This is a genomic window from Embleya sp. NPDC056575 (assembly GCF_042793325.1).
In the GTDB taxonomy this organism is placed as follows: domain Bacteria; phylum Actinomycetota; class Actinomycetes; order Streptomycetales; family Streptomycetaceae; genus Embleya.
Genome location: NZ_JBHTVA010000044.1, coordinates 74,003 through 91,663, shown reverse-complemented (window position 1 = coordinate 91,663; position 17,661 = coordinate 74,003). Strand labels below are relative to the sequence as shown.

15 protein-coding genes are annotated in these 17,661 nt (G+C 72.7%); 9 read left to right on the top strand and 6 right to left on the bottom strand.

Annotated elements, in window-relative coordinates:
- Nucleotides 1-31: 31 nt before the first annotated feature.
- Nucleotides 32-541, bottom strand: coding sequence for a DinB family protein (locus ACFRCG_RS30755; protein ID WP_380037442.1), 510 nt, complete (start codon nucleotides 539-541; stop codon nucleotides 32-34).
- A 48-nt stretch (nucleotides 542-589) separates the two neighbouring features.
- Nucleotides 590-5,725, bottom strand: coding sequence for an NACHT domain-containing protein (locus tag ACFRCG_RS30750; RefSeq protein ID WP_380037440.1), 5,136 nt, complete (start codon nucleotides 5,723-5,725; stop codon nucleotides 590-592).
- A gap of 193 nt (nucleotides 5,726-5,918) precedes the next feature.
- On the opposite strand from ACFRCG_RS30750, the gene ACFRCG_RS30745 reads away from it, so the two are divergent.
- The 5 genes from ACFRCG_RS30745 (at nucleotide 5,919) to ACFRCG_RS30725 (ending at nucleotide 10,149) form a co-directional block, all read left to right on the top strand.
- Entirely contained in the window at nucleotides 5,919-6,230 is a 312-nt protein-coding gene (locus ACFRCG_RS30745) for a hypothetical protein (RefSeq protein ID WP_380037438.1), read from the top strand.
- A gap of 295 nt (nucleotides 6,231-6,525) precedes the next feature.
- Nucleotides 6,526-7,137 carry an HIT family protein gene (locus ACFRCG_RS30740; protein ID WP_380037436.1) on the top strand — a complete coding sequence of 204 codons (612 nt, stop codon included), beginning with the start codon at nucleotides 6,526-6,528 and terminating at the stop codon, nucleotides 7,135-7,137.
- 129 nt (nucleotides 7,138-7,266) lie between these two features.
- Nucleotides 7,267-8,256: an aminoglycoside phosphotransferase family protein gene (locus tag ACFRCG_RS30735; protein ID WP_380037434.1), complete on the top strand. Its 990-nt coding sequence runs from the start codon at nucleotides 7,267-7,269 to the stop codon at nucleotides 8,254-8,256.
- A gap of 209 nt (nucleotides 8,257-8,465) precedes the next feature.
- The gene (locus tag ACFRCG_RS30730; RefSeq protein ID WP_380037432.1) at nucleotides 8,466-9,167 is read left to right on the top strand and encodes a TetR/AcrR family transcriptional regulator; all 702 of its coding nucleotides are present in this window, start codon (nucleotides 8,466-8,468) and stop codon (nucleotides 9,165-9,167) included.
- Nucleotides 9,168-9,288: 121 nt separating this feature from the next.
- Entirely contained in the window at nucleotides 9,289-10,149 is an 861-nt protein-coding gene (locus ACFRCG_RS30725; RefSeq protein WP_380037430.1) for an alpha/beta fold hydrolase, read from the top strand.
- A gap of 28 nt (nucleotides 10,150-10,177) precedes the next feature.
- Here ACFRCG_RS30725 and ACFRCG_RS30720 read toward each other — a convergent pair whose 3' ends face one another.
- Nucleotides 10,178-11,164, bottom strand: a complete 987-nt coding sequence (locus ACFRCG_RS30720; RefSeq protein WP_380037428.1) for a helix-turn-helix domain-containing protein — start codon at nucleotides 11,162-11,164, stop codon at nucleotides 10,178-10,180.
- A 212-nt stretch (nucleotides 11,165-11,376) separates the two neighbouring features.
- Entirely contained in the window at nucleotides 11,377-12,075 is a 699-nt protein-coding gene (locus ACFRCG_RS30715) for a hypothetical protein (protein ID WP_380037426.1), read from the bottom strand.
- Nucleotides 12,076-12,181: 106 nt separating this feature from the next.
- Here ACFRCG_RS30715 and ACFRCG_RS30710 point away from each other — a divergent pair, with 106 nt between their 5' ends.
- Together ACFRCG_RS30710 and ACFRCG_RS30705 are read left to right on the top strand one after the other, a co-directional pair.
- Complete coding sequence (locus tag ACFRCG_RS30710) at nucleotides 12,182-12,757, top strand: TetR/AcrR family transcriptional regulator (RefSeq protein WP_380037424.1); 576 nt, start codon at nucleotides 12,182-12,184, stop codon at nucleotides 12,755-12,757.
- Between the two features lie 181 nt (nucleotides 12,758-12,938).
- Nucleotides 12,939-13,379, top strand: coding sequence for an NUDIX domain-containing protein (locus tag ACFRCG_RS30705; protein WP_380037422.1), 441 nt, complete (start codon nucleotides 12,939-12,941; stop codon nucleotides 13,377-13,379).
- A gap of 356 nt (nucleotides 13,380-13,735) precedes the next feature.
- Here ACFRCG_RS30705 and ACFRCG_RS30700 read toward each other — a convergent pair whose 3' ends face one another.
- Together ACFRCG_RS30700 and ACFRCG_RS30695 are read right to left on the bottom strand one after the other, a co-directional pair.
- The gene (locus ACFRCG_RS30700; protein ID WP_380037420.1) at nucleotides 13,736-14,416 is read right to left on the bottom strand and encodes a response regulator; all 681 of its coding nucleotides are present in this window, start codon (nucleotides 14,414-14,416) and stop codon (nucleotides 13,736-13,738) included.
- Entirely contained in the window at nucleotides 14,413-15,675 is a 1,263-nt protein-coding gene (locus ACFRCG_RS30695; RefSeq protein WP_380037418.1) for a sensor histidine kinase, read from the bottom strand. The genes ACFRCG_RS30700 and ACFRCG_RS30695 overlap by 4 nt, the downstream gene beginning before the upstream one ends.
- A gap of 199 nt (nucleotides 15,676-15,874) precedes the next feature.
- Here ACFRCG_RS30695 and ACFRCG_RS30690 point away from each other — a divergent pair, with 199 nt between their 5' ends.
- Complete coding sequence (locus ACFRCG_RS30690; RefSeq protein ID WP_380037416.1) at nucleotides 15,875-16,804, top strand: ABC transporter ATP-binding protein; 930 nt, start codon at nucleotides 15,875-15,877, stop codon at nucleotides 16,802-16,804.
- Nucleotides 16,801-17,583 carry an ABC transporter permease gene (locus tag ACFRCG_RS30685; RefSeq protein ID WP_380037414.1) on the top strand — a complete coding sequence of 261 codons (783 nt, stop codon included), beginning with the start codon at nucleotides 16,801-16,803 and terminating at the stop codon, nucleotides 17,581-17,583. Before ACFRCG_RS30690 ends, ACFRCG_RS30685 begins: the two co-directional genes overlap by 4 nt.
- Nucleotides 17,584-17,661 lie beyond the last annotated feature (78 nt).

Here is a 17,661-nt window from a genome sequence, read left to right as displayed (position 1 = left end):
GGAAATGGGACGGGGGCGGCGCGGGGGTGGGTCAGGCGCCGACGGTGCCGTCGACGCCCTCGCGCAGGAGGTCGGCGTGACCGTTGTGGCGGGCGTACTCGTGCATCAGGTGCAGCATGACCAGGCGCAGCGACACGTCCTGGTCCCACCTGGCGTTGTGGCCGATGACGTCCAGGGATTCCGCCTCGGCCTCGATCCGCCGCGAGTGGGCCACCTCGGCCTCCCACGCGGCGAAGGCCTCCGAGCGGGTCGAGGCGCTCGCGTCGTAGGCCACCTGGAAGTCGCCTTCGTCGGACCACACCAGCGGGATGTCCTCCGCGTTGATCACCCGACGAAACCAGGTGCGCTCCACTTCGGCCATGTGCCGGACCAGTCCGAGGAGGGAGAGCGTCGAGGGCGGCATCGACCGCCGGCGTAGCTCCTCGTCGGAGAGTCCTTCGCACTTCATCGCGAGCGTGGCCCGGTGGAAGTCGAGAAAGGCCCGCATCATCTCGCGCTCGTCGCCGGTCACGGGTGGGGTGGGGCGCTGGTCGCCGGCCATGGGTGTGCTCGCTTTCGCTGCGTGTCGGTGTTCGCGTGGACCTGCTTTCTAGCAGGCCGGCAGCTCGTACCCCTGACCGAAGTCGCGGAGGACGCGGGCGACGGCCCGGCGGGCGTAGGAGGTCGAGACGGTGAGGTCGCCGGCGGGGAGGGCGCGCAGGATCGCGGCGGCTTCGGGACGAAAGCGTGGGCTGAGCATGCCGAGGGCGGACGCGGCTCGGCGGGTGGCGACGGGGGGTGTGGCGGGGGCGGCGAGGAGGCGGCGCAGGTGTTCGGCCGCTTCGTCGAGGAAGCGGGGGCTGAGGCTGCCGAGCAGGCGGGCCGCGCGGGTGTGGGTGTAGGGGCCGGCGTCGGGCTCGGCGAGGACGGCGCGGAGGCCGGCGGCGATGTCGGGGAGGGACTGGCGGTTCAGTTTGAACAGCCTGCGGGCCACGGTGACCCGGTCATCGAGGCGGGTGTCGGTGGAGGTGAGCAGTTGTCGGAGCGCGGCGATGCCCTCGGCCTCGAAGCCCTGTCCGAGATCGGCGAGTTTCGTCGCGGCCTTGGCCCGTGCGGACGGGGTGGGGTCGGGCGCGGCGAGGACGGCGCGGAGGTGGTCGGCGCCTTCGTGGACGTAGCCGCGGCCGAGCCGGCCGAGCGTGTGGGCGGCGAGGGTCCGGGCGAGGGGGACGGCGGAGGGGTCGGTGAGGATGGCGCGGAGGCTTTGGGCCAGATCGTCTACGCGGGCGGTGCCGACCACGTACAGAGCCTGGGCTGCCCTGCACCGCTCGGTCGGGTCGATCTCGGGCGACGTGATGATGCTCCAGAGCGCGTCGGAGGCTTCGTCGAGGTAGCCGGCGCCGAGGCAGCCGAGGTTCCGTGCGGCTACCCGGCGCAGAATGGGTTGGGTAGCGGGGTCTCGGAGGACGGCCCGCGTCAACGAAACCGCGTCGCTGGTGCAGGCGGGAGAGATCAGGGCGCAGGCCATCGCGGCGGTGATGCGGATCCGTGTGGACAGGCCGGGTGTGGTCGCAACGGCTCGACTCATGGCCGTGGCCTCTTCGGTGTAGCCCTGTCCGCACGCGGCGAGAAGCCGGACGGCAGCCGCCCGGTCGCTCGGTGGTGTCGTCCGGCAAGCGGCTGTCTCGCGCAAAGTGTGCGCCGCCAGAGCGTCGTTGTCCGGGCCTCGGTCGGACAGATCACTCGCGGTCCAGGTGCGTGACTCCGGGTCGGCGTCCGGAGCCGAAAGCAGGTCCCGAAGCGCGGCTGTGGATTCGGCCATGTAGCGCACATCCCGATAGCCCAGAATCTGCGCGGCCTGACGCCTGGTGTCGGCGGTCGGGTCCGATGCGTACAGGACGGTGCGAAGGACGTCTGCCACTTCGTCGGCGCCGGCCCCGAGGGTGTGCAGGGTTCGCGCCGTTTCGGGCCGATGCCTCAGGGCGGTGTCGGGGTCGCTCAGCATCCTTCGGAGCCGGTCGGCCATGGAGTCGAGCTCGTCGGGCGCGAGGGGTATCAGCATGATGGCGATGTGGTTGCGGTACGACGGGGAGATGTTCGGGTCGTCGAACATTCGGGTGAGGATGTCGATCGCCTCGGGTACATGGATCGCGTCGAGGCCCGACAGACACCGAGCGGTTTCCATGCGTACCCAGGGTCCGGCATCGGGCGCCGTCAGGAGCTCCCGCAACCCTCGAATGGCCGCCGGCACGAATGTGGGTCCGAAACCGGCCAGGCCTTCCGCCGCGATTCTGCGGTCCTCCGCCGTGACATCGGCGGCGGCGAGCGTTGTTTCCAGGTATGTCGCCGCCTCCGTCACATGGTCGGGACCAAGGTGCCCCAACGTGGCAGCGGCGTCGATGCGGTGTCTCGCGGCGGACGTCGGCGCGGCGAGTACGCGGCGAATGATGTCGGCGGCCTCGGTCAGTCGAGTCGGATCCAGTCGTGTCAGCGATCGAGCGACGCTACAGCGCTGGGAGGCATCCACGGTGGGCGATGCCAGAAGTCGGAGCAGGGCGTCGATGCTCTCCTTCGAGTAGGCGGGCGCAAGTTCCGCCAGCGCCGAGGCCGTTTCCGCAACGTCGTCGTCGTCCATGTCCCGCGTCGCCAGGTCCGTGCGCAGGAGTTGCGCCACTTCCAGAGTGTGGCTCGGACCGATGTCGGCCAGGGAGCGCATGGCCCGCCTGTGCGCATACGAATTGGCGTTGGGTGCGGCGATGAGGCCACGGAGAACATCTGCGGCCTCGCCTGTATACGCGGGACCGAGTGCCGCCAACTGTTCCGCGGCGAAGATGCGATCGAAGCGAGAGCTGTGCGGCACGGTTTGCGCCTCACGCAACACTCTCGCGACCTCGGGCCCATGTGTGGGATCGATCCCGGTCAACTCGCGCGCGGCGCGTACACGTTCCCGGCTGTCCGAGGCGGCGTCGGTGAGGACGGTCCGAAGCGCGGTGACGGCAGCGTCCTTGTGTTCCTGCGCCAGCGAGGCCAGTCCACTGGCGGCGTCGATCACGTTTGACGCTGTGGCGTCATCCGAGCGGAGCGCGGTCCACAACGCTTCGGTGGCCTCCGCGACATGCGCGGGACCACATGCGGCCAGCGCGCGCATGGCCGAGATACGTGTGTCGAGGGAGATGCCTTCCCGGCCGAGTACCCCACGCAGGATGTCGATCGCGATCGTGGTGTCGTGGGGCGCCAGCGACTGCGCCAGTCGAATGCGGACGTCGATTTTGTGGTAGCAACTCCCCAGGAAGTTCAGCAATGTTCGACGCACGGCGGGCTCCCCGAGCAACGCCGCCGCGTCCGAGGTCGCGCGTCGCAGTTCCTCGTCGCTCGACTCCCGGGTCAACGTCAACATCAGATTCGCCGCGAACGACTCGGTGTGCCGGCTCGCCGCCGGGACGCCCCGAGCCAGGAGTTCGCCGGCCAACGCGGCGAAGTCGCCGGTGCCGCGGCCCAGCCAGTCCAGGATCGCGTCGCCCGTGCCGTAGCGGTGGGCGTGGTGGGCCAGGATCGCGTGGGCGAACAGGTCGCCGTGGACGGCTCGGTGCACCGTGTGGGCCCAGTCCGGGGCCGCCGGGTCGAAGTGGAGCGGCAGTCGGTCGGCTCGGACGTCGGCGGCCAGGTGTTCGGCGAAGCTGTAGTGGGTGAAGCGCAGGAAGTCGTGGTGGTGGGTGAATACGCCGACCGTGCCGAGTACCGATGCGACGAGTCTGGGCCATTCCGGGACACCTCGGCGGGTGGCCCGACAGTCGTGTTCGTCGAGCCAGTCCAGGGCCAGGTCGAGGAGGGGGCGGGTGCCGGCCGTCGGGTCGGTGACCACCGTGACGGCCAGGTGTTCGACGAGTTCGGGACGGTGGTCGAACAGGAACGCGACGCCGGCTCGGTGTACGGCGGGGCGTAGCGTCCAGCGTTGCAGCACGGTTTGTTGTTGCTCGTGCATCTCCTCCAGGTGCGCGTCGGTCAGGAGGGTGAAGTAGTCGCAGTAGAGGGTGAATCGGTTGCTCGGCAGCGGCGTGCTCGGGTGCTTGCGGTAGACGAGCGCCGCCACCGTCGCCAGCAGTGGCACGCGGACCAGGTCGCGGACGCCGGCGGCCTCGGTCTGGCGCAGGAAGCCGGCCGCCAGGGTCGGTCCGTCGGGGTGGTCGCGAAACCAGCGGTGGGCGAACTCGCGCAACTGCTCGCGGTCGAAGGGCTCCAGCGTGTAGGTCCCGGTCGCCGCGTGTTGGAGCGGGGCCAGTTCGTCGTTGGGCAGCGGCCTGGTGGTGATCAGCAGTCGGAAACGGCCGTCGGGGTTGCGCACCCGGCCGGCCAACTCGGCGACCAGGCCGCGCCGTCGCTCCGGATCGGTGATCTCGTCCAGGCCGTCGACGATCAGCAGGCACGTGGTGTTCTCGGGCAGGTGGTCGAGCAGGTCGTCCGGAAGGGCGTAGTCGAGGTGTGGCGCCAGTTCGGCGGACAGGATCCGGACCAGGCGCGGGATCAGCGCGCTGCGCCCGGCGGCCAGGCGTCCGGCCGTGACGCGCAGAGGCAACAGCCGTTCGCGGTCCGGGCCTTGGGCCTGTCCCGACTCGTAGGCCAGGGCCAGGGACGCGGCCAGTTGCAGGCTCAGGGTGGACTTGCCCTGGCCCGCGCCGCCGGTGATCAGGACGTGGCGGTGCAGTGCGAGCGTGTCCTCGGCGGCCCGGGCGGGGGCGATCGCGGGTCCGCTGGGCTCGGTCGATACGAAGTGTCTTTGGTGGTGCTCCTCTTCGCGCGGGTCCCGGCGGGGATCCCGCATGCGGTCGAGGGGTTGCCGAGTGGGCGCGGTCGGGGCGCTGCGGGCCTGTTGCCGGACGTAGACGGTGGCGAGTCCGTCGAGGGGCGCGTCGTAGAGGCGGTAGGTGAAGTTGCGCGCGGCGATGGTCTGCGCGTGTAGCAAGTCGCGTAGGTGGGGCGGCAGTCGGGGAGCGGCGTCGGCGGCCGACGGGTGGCGGTTCCAACCCAGGACGATCCGGGCGCCCTGGTCCTCGTTGCGCTGTCGGGGCCGGGGGAAGCCGAGTTCGGGCAGGATCCGGTGCAGGTGGGTGTGCACCGTGGCCAGGTCGAGGGTCTTCGGGCCGCCCGGGATGCCATGTTCGAGGACGTCGATCAACTGCCCGGTGAAGGCCGTGTATTGCCCGCCTACGGGGGCGATCGCCTGCCGGGTCGCGGCGGCGGCGGCCAGGACGTAACTGCCCTCCACCCGGGACAACTCCGTCAACCGCGCGTCCTCCGGGCCCATCGCCCCCGTCAGGGCCCGGCCGGCGAAGCAGCAGTCCAGGAGTACCGCCTTGGCGGGGACCCGGCGGGCCGAGCGCAGCACGTCGCGGATCTCCTGGAACGGTAGTGCCGTATAGGGCCGTTCTGGGCGGCAACGGGGGAGGGACAGCAGCAGATCCTCACTGTCCGGGGAGACCAGGCCGTGGCCCGCGTAGTACAGCAGGACCAGGTCGGTGGCGGCGGCCGTGGCGTCGGTGAGCGCGTCCAGGACCAGGTCGCGGTGGTCCGGCTGCTCGATCACGACGCAGTTCTCGGCGGGCAGGCCCCACAATTCCGGGTCGGTCAGCAACTCCCTTAGCCGGGACAGGTTTCGGGCCACCGCCGGCAGTGGGGTCAGGTGTTCGAAGGTGTGTGCGCCGACCAGGACCACCCGGGATCCCCGGGGGTCGTGCGGTGCGGTGCTCATGTCCGAACGGGCCCGGGACGGCGGGTCGTGGCTCGGCACGTGCATCCATCCCCCTCGTCCGGCCGGGTGGTTCAGCCTAATGGGTCGACTCGACGGGTGGGGCGGAACGGTGGGGTCGGGCGCGCGGACCCGCGGGCGGTCGGAGCGGGGTGGAATCGGCGGTAGCCTGCCGAGCGCATTGTCGAGGTTCGACGTGGAGGTTTGCACAGTGGGCAAGGCGGCGGCGGAGCAGGAGGCAGCGGTGGAGGCGGAAACCGGTGCGGCGGAGCGGGCCCGGGTGGCGCTGCTCGACGCGGTGGCCAGGATGGCCGGCCAGGTGGGCAAGGAGGCGGTGAGCGTCAAGGAGCTGGAACAGCTCGCGCGCACCTACGCGATCGTGGTGGGACCGGGTTCGGGAGCGGTGTCGCAGGCCGAGGCCGCCGGCGGTACGGACGCGGAGATGGCGGAGACCCTGCAGATCGTGCCGGTGACGCAGCGCGGTGGGGACGGGCGGGAACGGTCGTAGCACGCGGCGGCCTCGGCGGGGCGGTCGGCTCGACCGGCGGCTCCGCCGGACCACTCGGGCGGGTGAGTGGGTTGTCGCGGGTGGGTGATGGTTTTGTCGCCCGGGTGGGTGAATCCTCGGGTGCGTGGGGTCGCGCCTGTCGCGGATCCGTCCCGAGGGCGCTGCGGGCCGGTCACAGACCGGAGCGGGGGCGTGACATGGGTTCAACGCTTTTCGTTGACTCAACCGAACGTTTGCAGCGGCAAGCGGGCTCTCGCCCCCGTTCGTGTTGGAGGCCGTCGTGTGTGGTTCCCAGGTGCCCGGACCCCGCCCACTCGAAGCGTCCACCTGGCCCGAACGCTACGCGGAGCCACACCCGGACGCGCCCTGCGCGATGTGCGAAAAGGACTTCACCGCGCCCGACATCGGCTGGGGCCTGCTGCTCAAGCGCGGCGTCTACGGCAATGCCTACCTGTGGCGTTCGGGGCGGGTACGCGGGTACATCGTCGTGGTGTGGACCGGCGGCCACGTCGTGCGCCTGACCGATCTGACCGCACGTCAGCTCGCCGGGTTCATGACCGAGGTGACCGCGGCGGGGCGCGCGATCGAGGCGCACTATCGACCGGTGCCCGGGCTGAACGTGTCCCTCCTCGGGAACGACATCCCGCACCTGCACGCACATCTGATTCCCCGTCACCCCACTGCTCCGACCCCCGGCCGCCCACCCGCCTTCGCCCACCTCGACCGGGGCCGGCAGAACGAGGCCCACATCCAGGTGGACGCGGCGGCGTTACGAGCCCTGCTGGCCTACACGGGGGTGACGGAGGCGGCGGTGGGAGACCCGCTCCTGCCGTCGGGCCGGGGCGGGGGCGGTTCGCGGGACGCGGGTCCGGTGGGGGAGGAGGGCTCGGCGGAGGTCGCCATGTGAGGCGATCGCCGGGGCGGGCGCGCGGGTTCGCCGCCGGCCGCGCCCGCCTCGCGGTTGTCCGCCGGGGGTGTGGCGGGGGTGGTGGGATAACCCGTTGGTGGTCCCGGGCCCGGCCGGCATGATCGGTGGATGTCCGCAGCCGCCTCCGCGTCCGTGCCGCCGCCGTCCACCACGTCCGGGACGCCCGCGCCGACGGAGTCGGTGGTGCGGTGCCTGGTCGACGCGGTGTTGGGTCGGGACGCGGGGCGGGTCGTGCGGCCGATCGACGAGGGTGGGGAGCACTCCTCGTGGTGGGTCGGGGCGGATCATGTTCTGCGGTTGGCCCGTGACGCCGATACGTCCGACCGGCAGCGTCGCGAGATCGTGCTGCGCGACCTGCTGCGTCCCGTGGTCGGCGTCGCGCTGCCCGCGAGCGTGGCCGCCGGCCAGTGGGTGGACGGGCTCGCCTACTCCGTCGACACCCGCGTCCGCGGCACCTCCGCCGAACTGCGTCGGGTCTCGCGTCGGGGCGAGGTCGCCCTGGCGCGGATGTTGGCCGGCCTGGCCCGGGTCACCGAGGCGGACGCGGTCGGCGTCGGCCTGCCCGTGGTCGCGCCCCGGTCGATCGCCGAGCTGCGCGAACCGGCCGAGGCGGCGGCGCGACGGCTCACCGCCGACGGCGAGTTCGACGGGGCGCCGCTGCGCGGTCCGAGCGCGGAACCCGTGTCGAGAGTCGTCGTGCACGGCGATCTCAAGGGCGAGCACCTGATGGTCGGCAGCGGCGGTCGGGTGCGCGGGGTGCTGGACTGGACGGACGCGGTGGTCGGCGATCCCGCCGAGGACATCGCCGGACTGGCCATCGCGGTGGGCGCCGCGGCCTCCGTGCGGGTGGCCGCGGGAGCCGGATACGGCCCCTGGTCGTGGGCCCGGGGGCTCGCCCTCGCCCGCCACGACACGCTGATCCGCCTCGCGGACCGCCTGTACGGCACGGACGACAGCCCCATCCCCCTGCTGCGCGTGCAACGGGACCGCGCCTGGCAGCCCACCGCCCTCGACCGCGTCCCCGAGCCGCCGGGCCCGGACGCGGGCCGGGCGGCGGACCGGTGGCCGTGGCCGACGGTCGCCCATCGGCGCCGCTGACGCCCGTGGAGCGCCGGATCAGGGGTGAGGGCGCCGCGGGCCGGCGGGTGCCGTGGTGGGCCGGCCCGTGCCGGGGACGGCACTAATGTCGACCGGTGCACGTATCGCGCCCGGGCGTCGATCGTGCTCCGCCTACCGCCTACCGCGCCGTGCGTCCGATGCCCACTTCGGGTGCGGACAGCGGATATTCGACCATGGGAGTTGCCGACGTGAACCCCTCCGCACCCGATCCGGTCGATCCGGTCGATCCGGTCGATCCGGTCGAGTCTGTCGCGCCGGTCGAGCACGTCGAGCCCGCCGCCGAGGCATCCTCCGCCGGCGGCTATCGGCGATCCGTCGGGTCGCCGCGGGGGGAGGCTCGGCGGCGGGAGTTGCTCGAACGGGTCACCGCGGATCTGGCGGCCAACGGGCTCGTGGACTTTTCGCTGCGCCGGGCCGCGCGCGCGGCCGATACCACGCACAAGGTGCTGCTCTATCACTTCGACGGGGCCGACGACCTGCTTCGGCAGGCCATCCTGCAACTGCGCGATCGGCGGATCGATCGTTCCGTCGCCGCCGGACGGCCCGGTTCCGAGCGGTTGCCACTGGCCGAGTGGGTGCGGGTGGTGTGGCCGATTCTGGTCGGTGACGAGGCGCGGGTGCTCGACCAGGCGATCGGGCTGGCGATGTACGACCCCGACCGCTACGCCGACCTCGGCCGCGGGGCGTCCCGGCAGTATCTGCCCACGCTGCTGGCCATCTGCCCCGAACACTGGTCCGAGCAGCGCAAGTTCGAGGTCGCCGAGATGATCCTCGCGGTGCTTCGGGGGTTTTTGGTGGATGCGCGGACCAGCGGCGACACGGCGGGGGTCGCCGCCGGCTTCGATGCGCTGATTCGGGCGCTGGAGCGGGAGGAGGCCGCCGAGGAGTGATGGCACGCCGGCGCCTCGGGGCTTCCCGCGGCTTCCCGTGGACAGTTTGCGAACCGCGTGGTTCACTTTTTGGAGGTGAACGGCGCACGGCGAACGCTGTGTGATGCCGGAGGGGGAGACCATGGCCCACAAGGAAGTTCGGCTGTCGGTAGGCACGATCGGGTACGAGGACACCGGTGGCGACGGTCCCACTGTCGTGCTGCTGCACGGGTTCCTGATGGATTCGTCGTTGTGGGACGAGGTGATCGCCGCGCTGGCCGTCGACCACCGCTGCGTGGCGCCCACCCTGCCGCTCGGTGCGCACCGGCATGCGATGTCCGCCGACGCCGACCTGTCGTTGCCCGGAGTGGCCGCGCTGGTGGGCGAGTTCCTGGACACGCTCGACCTGAGCGAGGTCACCCTGGTCGGCGTCGACACCGGCGGCGCGCTCGTGCAACTGCTGATCGCCGGCGGAAACACGGCCCGGGTGGGGCGGGTCGTGCTCGCCTCGTGTGATGCCTTCGACAACTTTCCGCCCGGGCTCACGGGCCGGACCCTCGTGCGCGCCGGTAAACTCCCGCCACGCCTGTTCGGGCTGTTCATGCAGCAGATGCGGCTGCGCCCGGTACGCCGACTCCCGCTCGCCTTCGGGTGGTTGACCAAGCGCGGCGACGCCGCCACCGCCCGCTGGGCGGCGCCGATCCTGTCCCGACCCGAGATCCGCCGCGACGCGGTGCGCATGTTGCGCGCGGCCGGCGCGGACACCGACCTCCTGCTCGCGGCGGCGCGGCGCCTGCCCGACTTCGACCGCCCGGCCCTCGTGGTCTGGGCGAGCGCCGACCGGGTCATGCCCCCGGAACACGGCCGCCGCCTCGCCGAACTCCTGCCCGGGGGACGGCTGGTCGAGATAGACGACAGCTACACCCTCATCCCCCTCGACCGCCCAGCGGAACTGGCCCGAGTCGTCCGGGAGTTCACCCTCGCGACCGACCCGGCCCGGTAGCCGGAACCGGAACCGGAACCGGTCCGCGCTACCGTCGGCCCGCCGCCGAATCCCCGTCGGCCCGCCGTCGATGGAAGGTGCGGCGATACGCGTCGGGCGGTACACCCACCGTGCGGTTGAAGTGGCGGCGCAGGGTGGCCGCGGTGCCCATGCCGGTGGCCTCGGCGACGGCGTCCACACTGTCGTCCGTGGTCTCCAGCAACTCCTGGGCCCGATGGATGCGTTGGATCAGCAGCCACTGCAACGGGGTGGTGCCCGTCACCGACCGGAAGTGCCGGCCCAGGTGGCGCGAGCTCATGTTGGCCCGGCGGGCCAGGTCCTCCACGGTCAAAGGCTGGTCCAGCCGGCCGGCCGCCCAGGCGAGCAGTTCGCCGAGCGGGTGGTCGGGCTGTTCGGGTACCGGGGTGGCGACGAACTGGGCCTGGCCGCCCGGTCGGTGGGGGGCCACCACCAGCCGGCGGGCGATCGCGTTGGCGACGGTCGAGCCGTGGTCGAGGCGGATCATGTGCAGGCTCAGATCCATCGCGGCGGCCTTGCCGGCCGAGGTGAGCACGCTGCCGTTGTCCACGTACAGCACGTCCGGGTCCACCTCGACCTCGGGATAGCGTTCGGCCAGGGCCTCGGTGTGGGCCCAGTGGGTGGTGGCGCGCCGCCCGTCGAGCAGCCCCGCGGCGGCCAGGACGAAGGCGCCCGTGCAGAGCGAGGCCACCCGCGCGCCGGCCTCGTGGGCCGCGCGTACCGCGTCGACGAGGTCAGCCGGCGGGTCGGTGTCCACATCGGCCCAGCCGGGGACGATCACCGTGTCGGCGCCGGCGAGCCGGTCGAGGCCGCCGTCCGGTTCGAGCAGGAAACGCCCGTCGACCCGCACCGGGCCGGCCCCGCAGACGACGACGTCGTACCAGTGCTCGACGCGGGCCGAGGGCACGGCCGGTGCCGGTGAGCCGAAGACCTCGTGGGCCAGGGCCAGTTCGAAATGCAGGATGCCGTCGGCGACGGCTATCGCGACTGTGCTCACGTCCGGAAGTGTAGGCATCACGTCGTTCCGGACGCTCGCCCGACGGGTCGGGTTGGGTGCGACCACCGCGTGGCAGGCCCTGGCCGATGTCGGGGAACCGCGCACCGGGCAGCGGAGATGCCGGTCGAGGCCGATCACGCGGCCATGCGGGAGATCGCGGCGTTGGTCGAGGCGGGTCGCCTGCGCCCCGAACCGGACTCGGTGCGGTGGGGTTACGGTCGCGGCTCGCTGTACCAGCGCCACGAGGTGCGGCGGGGGTGGCCGGGCAGGTCGCCTCGGCCGGTGGCCCACAGGAGGGTGGGCCAGGGGTCGGTGTCCTGCGGGACGTCCGGGAAGATCCGGGCGATCACTCGTGCGCACACGTCGGCGGGCGGGGTCCAGGGCAGGCCCAGGCCCTGGGTCAGGTCGTACGTGTGCACCACGGTCTCCACGATGCCCATCGCCGCGCTGCCCTCGGGGTCCGCGTCGCCGAAGGTGTGGTGGGCGCGCACGCTCGACGGCGTGGTCCGCACCATGGACACCAGCAGGGCGCCGGTCACCTCCAGGACCTGCAACAGCCCGCCGGGGCCGGCCGTGCGGTCCGCGTGGATCGCGTTCGCCGGGCCGCCCGGGCGGCGGCTCTCCCAGACGAAGGGCACGATGGCGGTCAACGGCGGGGTGCGCAGGCCCAGTTGGGCGGCGTACGCGAAGAGGTCGTCGTTCAGGTGCTCGACCGTCTCCCAGCGGGTCCACTCCAGCGAACCGGCCCGGTCGTCCCAGGCGGCGGCCGGCGCCTCGCGGAGCGCGGCCACTGCGAGCCGGACGGCCAGATCCAGGTCGTCCGCGGTCACCGGCCCGGGCGAGGCGGCCGAGGGCGGCGACGCCGCTTCGGGCGTGGGGTCGGAGGCGGCGGCTCGCGGCGAATCGTCCATGGCAGGACCGTACCGCCCACCGCCCACCGCCCACGCGCCCCCACCGCGGATATGTCCGGCGCTGTAGTCTCCATGCAGGTGTAGTACTACAGGTGGAGTGGTTCTTATGGTGCGCAGGAATGACGAGCGAAGGGCGGCGCTGGTCGATGCCGCCATCGAGGTGCTGGCCAAGGAGGGGGCCCGGGGGCTTACCTTCCGGGCGGTCGACGTCGAGGCGGGGGTGCCCACCGGTACCGCCTCCAACTACTTCACGAGCCGCGACGACCTGCTGACCCAGGCCGGCGCCCGGGTCTACGAGCGGCTGCAGCCCGGCGAGGAGATCATCGCGCGACACCGCGCGAGCACGCCGGACCGGGAGACGTACACCGTGTTGATGCGCGAGCTCGTCGACCGCGTCAGCGCCTTCCGCACCGGCTACCTCGCCCTGCTCGAACTGCGCCTGGAGGCCACCCGGCGGCCGGAGTTGCGCACGGTGCTGACCGAGCGGGTCCGGGTCGACCTGGCGGCCAACGTGAGCTACCACGAGCAATCCGGCCTGCCCGGCGACGCCACCGCGGTTCGCCTCCTGTACCTGGCGTTCAACTGGCTCATCGTCGAACAGCTCACCCTGCCGGACGTGTTCTCCCCGGCCGAACGCGACAGCCTCGTCGCGGCGGCGGTCGAACGCATCGTGGGAGCGTGAGGGCGCCGGCGGTGGTCCGGGCGTGACGTCCGTCCCGCACCGGTCGTTGGTCCGGGCACAGGAGCGTGTCGGAGCGCGGGTCGCCCCCGCCGGTCCGCCGCGCGCCGGCGCCGTCGCGCGCCCGGGGCGATCGCCCACAGGCGCCCGGAAGCACCCGGATCGACCATGGGGAGACCGACACGTGAGCGACCACCGCCACAACGCCATCGCCTACGCCGCCATCATCCTCGAACGCGCGGACGGGGCGGTGTTGTTCATGGAGCGCAAGGACACCGGCTTCGCCGACGGCCTGCTCGCGCTCCCGGGCGGCCTGGTCGACCCCGGCGAACTCCTCATCGAGGCCTGCGCCCGCGAGACCAGGGAGGAGATCGCCACCGACGTGGCCACGGCCGACCTGCGCACGGCCTACGTTTCGCAGGTGCTCGGCGACACCGGCGCACCGGTGATCGGCTGGTACTTCCACACCGCCGCCTGGACCGGCGATCCCACCAACGCCGAACCCGACCAGTGCGCCCGCCTGGCCTGGCTCGACCCCACCGACCTCCCGCCGGACGTGGAACCCACCGACGCCACGGCGGTGACCGCCTGGCACACCAAGGCCCACCCGACCGCCTGGGCCTGAGCGCCGCCGCCTCCCGCGTGTCCACCGCTCGGCGGCGCGAACGGACGCACCGGGACCGACCGGACCGGACTCGTAGGCGACGACCGAGAGTCGGGCCCGCTCACCGGCGCCGAGTTTCATCGGCGGGCGACCCACGTCGGTCATCACCGTGGACGCGCCCACGTGCGGGTACGCGGTAGCGACTGGGGCCTCGGCGTGGCACGTTGGGTGGTTCGCGACGGCGGTGTGACGGTGGTTGTTGTGTCGTGGTCGACGAGCGTCGCGGTGATCGTCGGCGCGACCCTCGCGGGGCTGGTCGTGGCGGTGCTCTCGGCCCGGTGTGTGGCCCGCCTGGACGTTCCGGTGGCGATCGGAGGTCAACTCGGGCCCAGGCCCGCGCGGAAGGCGGTGATCACCAGTTGTACGCGGTCGCGGGCCCCGAGCTTGGTGAGCAGGTGGCCCACGTGGGTCTTGGTGGTGCCCTCGGTGATGTGCAGGCGGCGGGCGATCTCGGGGTTGGTGTGGCCTTCGGCGATCAGGACCAGGACCTCGTGTTCGCGCGCGGTGATCCCGGGCAGCGTCGTGGGCCGGGGCGGCTCGGTACTCCCGCCCGGGTCCGGGCGACCGGCGAACTCGGCGATCAGGCGCCGGGTCACACTCGGCGCGAGCAGCGCCTCGCCTGCGGCGACCACCCGGATCGCGGCCAACAGGTCCTCCGGCGCGGTGTCCTTGAGCAGGAACCCGCTCGCGCCGCCGCGCAGCGCCTCGTAGATGTGCTCGTCGAGGTCGAACATGGTCAGGATCAACACCCGTACGCCCGGCACGCCCGCCGGACCGCCCGCGCCGGTGATCAGCCGGGTGGCCTCCAGGCCGTCCATGCCCGGCATCCGGATGTCCATCAGCACCACGTCCGGCCGCTCCCGCCGGGCGAGTTCGACCGCGGCCGTCCCGGTGCCCGCCTCGCCGACCACGGTGAAGCCCGGCGCCACCTCGACGATCCCGCGAAACCCCGCGCGCACCAGCGCCTGATCGTCGGCGACCAGCACCCGGACGCTCATGCGACACGCTCGCGCAGCGGCAACACCGCGCTCACCCGGAAGCCGCGCCCGGGCAGCGGACCGGCGGTGAACTCCCCGTCGTACAGCCCGACCCGCTCGCGCATCCCGGCCAGGCCGTGTCCGTACGGGAGTTCGTCCGGCCATCCGTGCCCCGGCCCGACGCCGTCGTCGGTGACCTCGATCACCAGCGCGTCCCCGCGATAGTCCACGGTCACCGAAGCGTTCGCGGTGCGCGCGTGCCGGGCGATGTTGGTCAGCGCCTCCTGGACGATCCGGTACGCGGACAACTCCACGCCGGGCGGCAACTCGCGCGGTTCGCCGAGCACGGCAGACTCCACCCGCAGACCCGCCTCGGCGCCGCGGTCGAGCAGCGCGGGCAGATCGGCCAACCCCGGCGCGGGCAGCCGGTCGGCCGGGCCGTCCGCGCGCAACACCCCGAGCAGGCCGCGCATTTCGCGGATCGTCTCGCCGCTGATCCGCCGGATCGCCGCCAACGCCTCCCGAGCCTGCTCCGGCCGTCGGTCGAGCACGAAACCGCCGTATCCGGCCTGCACGTTGACCACCCCCAGGCTGTGCGCGATCACATCGTGCAACTCCCGGGCCAGCCGCAGTCGTTCCTCGGCGAACTCGGACCGGGCCAGTTCCGCGTGATGTTCGCGCAGCGCGACGGCGTACGCGCGCTGCCGGCCGACCGCGTAGCCCACCGCGCCCGCGATGCCGACGAACAGCGGCGTCAACCACGCGTTGCGCCGCAGGTCGTCCGAACCGAACAACCACGGCACCGCGCCCGACAGGCCGAGCCCGAGCACGCCGATCGCCGCGCGCGGCGGGTACGTCACCGCCGCGCTGTAGACCACCGCCATCGAGACCAGCACCACGAACGGCCCGCCCACGTACAGTGCGATTGTGGTCTTGCCGGCCACGGCCACCACGACCGCCCAGGTCGCGACCACCACCGCCGTCGCGAGCGCGGGCCGGAACCGGCGCAGCACCAGCGCGCCGGCCAGTACGCCGACGCCGACCAGGGCGACGCACAACCGAACCCGGTTCGGCTCCGGATAGCCGCGTCCGTGCGGGTCGTGGTGGTGGTAGGCGTCCAGCACGCGCAGCACCGCGATCGACGCCCCGACCAGGGCCACGAGCACGTCGAGCGCGACCAGGTGCGCGGTTCGCGGCCGCCCGGTGAAGAACGGACGCGACGGCGCCGATCCCATGGCTTTCACGCCCGTGATGCCGGTCATGCCTGTCATGCCTGTCATGCCGTCGAGGGTAGGCACGCCGGCCGCCGCCGCCCATCGCCCGGCAGACCTATGACCACGGTCGTAGCCGAACCCCGATCCCGGCCGCGCGCTCCGGCCACGGTTCGATGACCGCCCACCGGCGACCCGACACGGTGGAGGACGTATCGCCGGCGGCACCGGGACGGGCCGGCCGGCCGACGCGGATCCGGGAGACGAGATGATCGAAGTGCGCGGGCTCACCAAGAGATACGGCGCACGCGTGGCCGTGGACGATGTCAGCTTCACCGTCGAACCGGGCCGGGTGACCGGCTTCCTCGGGCCGAACGGGGCGGGCAAGTCCACCATCATGCGGATGATCCTGGGCCTGGCCGCGCCCACCGCGGGCCATGCCCTGGTGGACGGGCGGCCCTACCGCGCGCTCGACCGGCCGCTGTGCCGGGTCGGGGCGCTGTTGGACGCGGACGCGGTACCGGCCGGACGCGGCGCGTACCACCACCTGGCGAGCATCGCCGCGAGCAACGACATCGCGCGCGGCAGGGTGCACGAGGTGTTGGACGTGGTCGGGTTGCGCGCCGCGGCCCGGCGTCGGGTGGGCGGGTTCTCGCTGGGCATGCGGCAGCGGCTGGGCATCGCGGTGGCGCTCCTCGGCGATCCGCCGGTGTTGTTGCTGGACGAGCCGGTGAACGGGCTCGACCCGGACGGGATCCGGTGGATCCGCACGCTGATGCGGGAGTTGGCGGCCGAGGGGCGCACGGTGTTCGTGGCCGGCCACCTGATGAGCGAGATGGCGCTGACCGCCGACCACGTGATCGTGCTGGGCCGGGGGCGGGTGATCGTGGACACCGAGATGGCCGAGTTCGTGCGCGACGGGGCGCGGGGGGATGTGCTGGTGCGGTCCCCGCACGGGCCGCGGTTGGCGGCGTTGCTGACGGCGCACGGCGCGACGGTGACGGTCGAGCCGGACGGGGCGTTCGCGGTCGAGGGGTTGGCGTACTCGCGGATCGGCGAACTGGCCGCGGGGGAGAGCCTGGTGATTCACGAACTGGCGGCCCGACAGGGCTCGTTGGAGGAGGCGTACCTGCGGATCACCGAGCCGGAAGCGGTGCACCGGGCGGCCGACGGGGTGCGGAACGGGGCGGGCGCGTGAGTCGGGTGCCGGTTCCGCGCGGGGTGTTGGCGGCCGAGTGGATCAAGCTGCGCACACTGCGGTCGACGTATTTCACCGTGCTGGTGTCCGCCGTCGCGGCGCTCGGACTCGGCGCGTTCGACCTGGGCAACCTGGTCGCGGACTGGGACGGGATGTCGGCGGAGCGGCGGGCCGCGTTCGACCCGGTCCGGTTCGGATTCAGCGGCGGCTACTACGTGGTGGTGCTCGCGGTGGGCACGCTCGGGGTGTTGACGGCGAGTGCGGAGTACGGGTCGGGGCTGATCCGGACCACGTTCACCGCGGTACCGAGGCGGCGGCGGGTCTTCGCGGCCAAGGTCGTGGTCGTCGGCGCGGCCACCCTCGTCCTGGGGGAGGTGATCGCCTTCGCCACCTACTTCGTGGGGCAGGCGATCCTGGCGGACAAGGACCTGGAGGTGGGGCTCGGCGCGCCACACGTGTTGCGGGCGGTGCTCGCGACGGGCGCGTTCGTGACGGTGTCGGCGCTGATCGGGCTGGCGCTCGGGGTGGTCGTGCGGCATACGGCGGGGGCGATCGCGGCGCTGTTCGGGCTGTTCTTCGTGGCGCCGATGGTCACCGGGGCGGCGGGGGACCGGGTGCGGAACGGCACCCTGCAACCGGCGTTCCAGGCGTTGAGCGCCACGACCGGGGCGGATGCCGCCGGGCGGCCGTCCACGGTGACGGCGGTGGTGGTGTGCCTGGTGTGGGTCGGCGTCGCGGTGGCGGTCGCGGCGTGGGTGATCGAGCGGCGGGACGTGTGAGGGCGGGTTGGTCGGCCTGGGCGGGCTCGACGGCCGCGCCCACCGCGCCCACCGCGTTTGCCGCGTCGACCCGGGCGT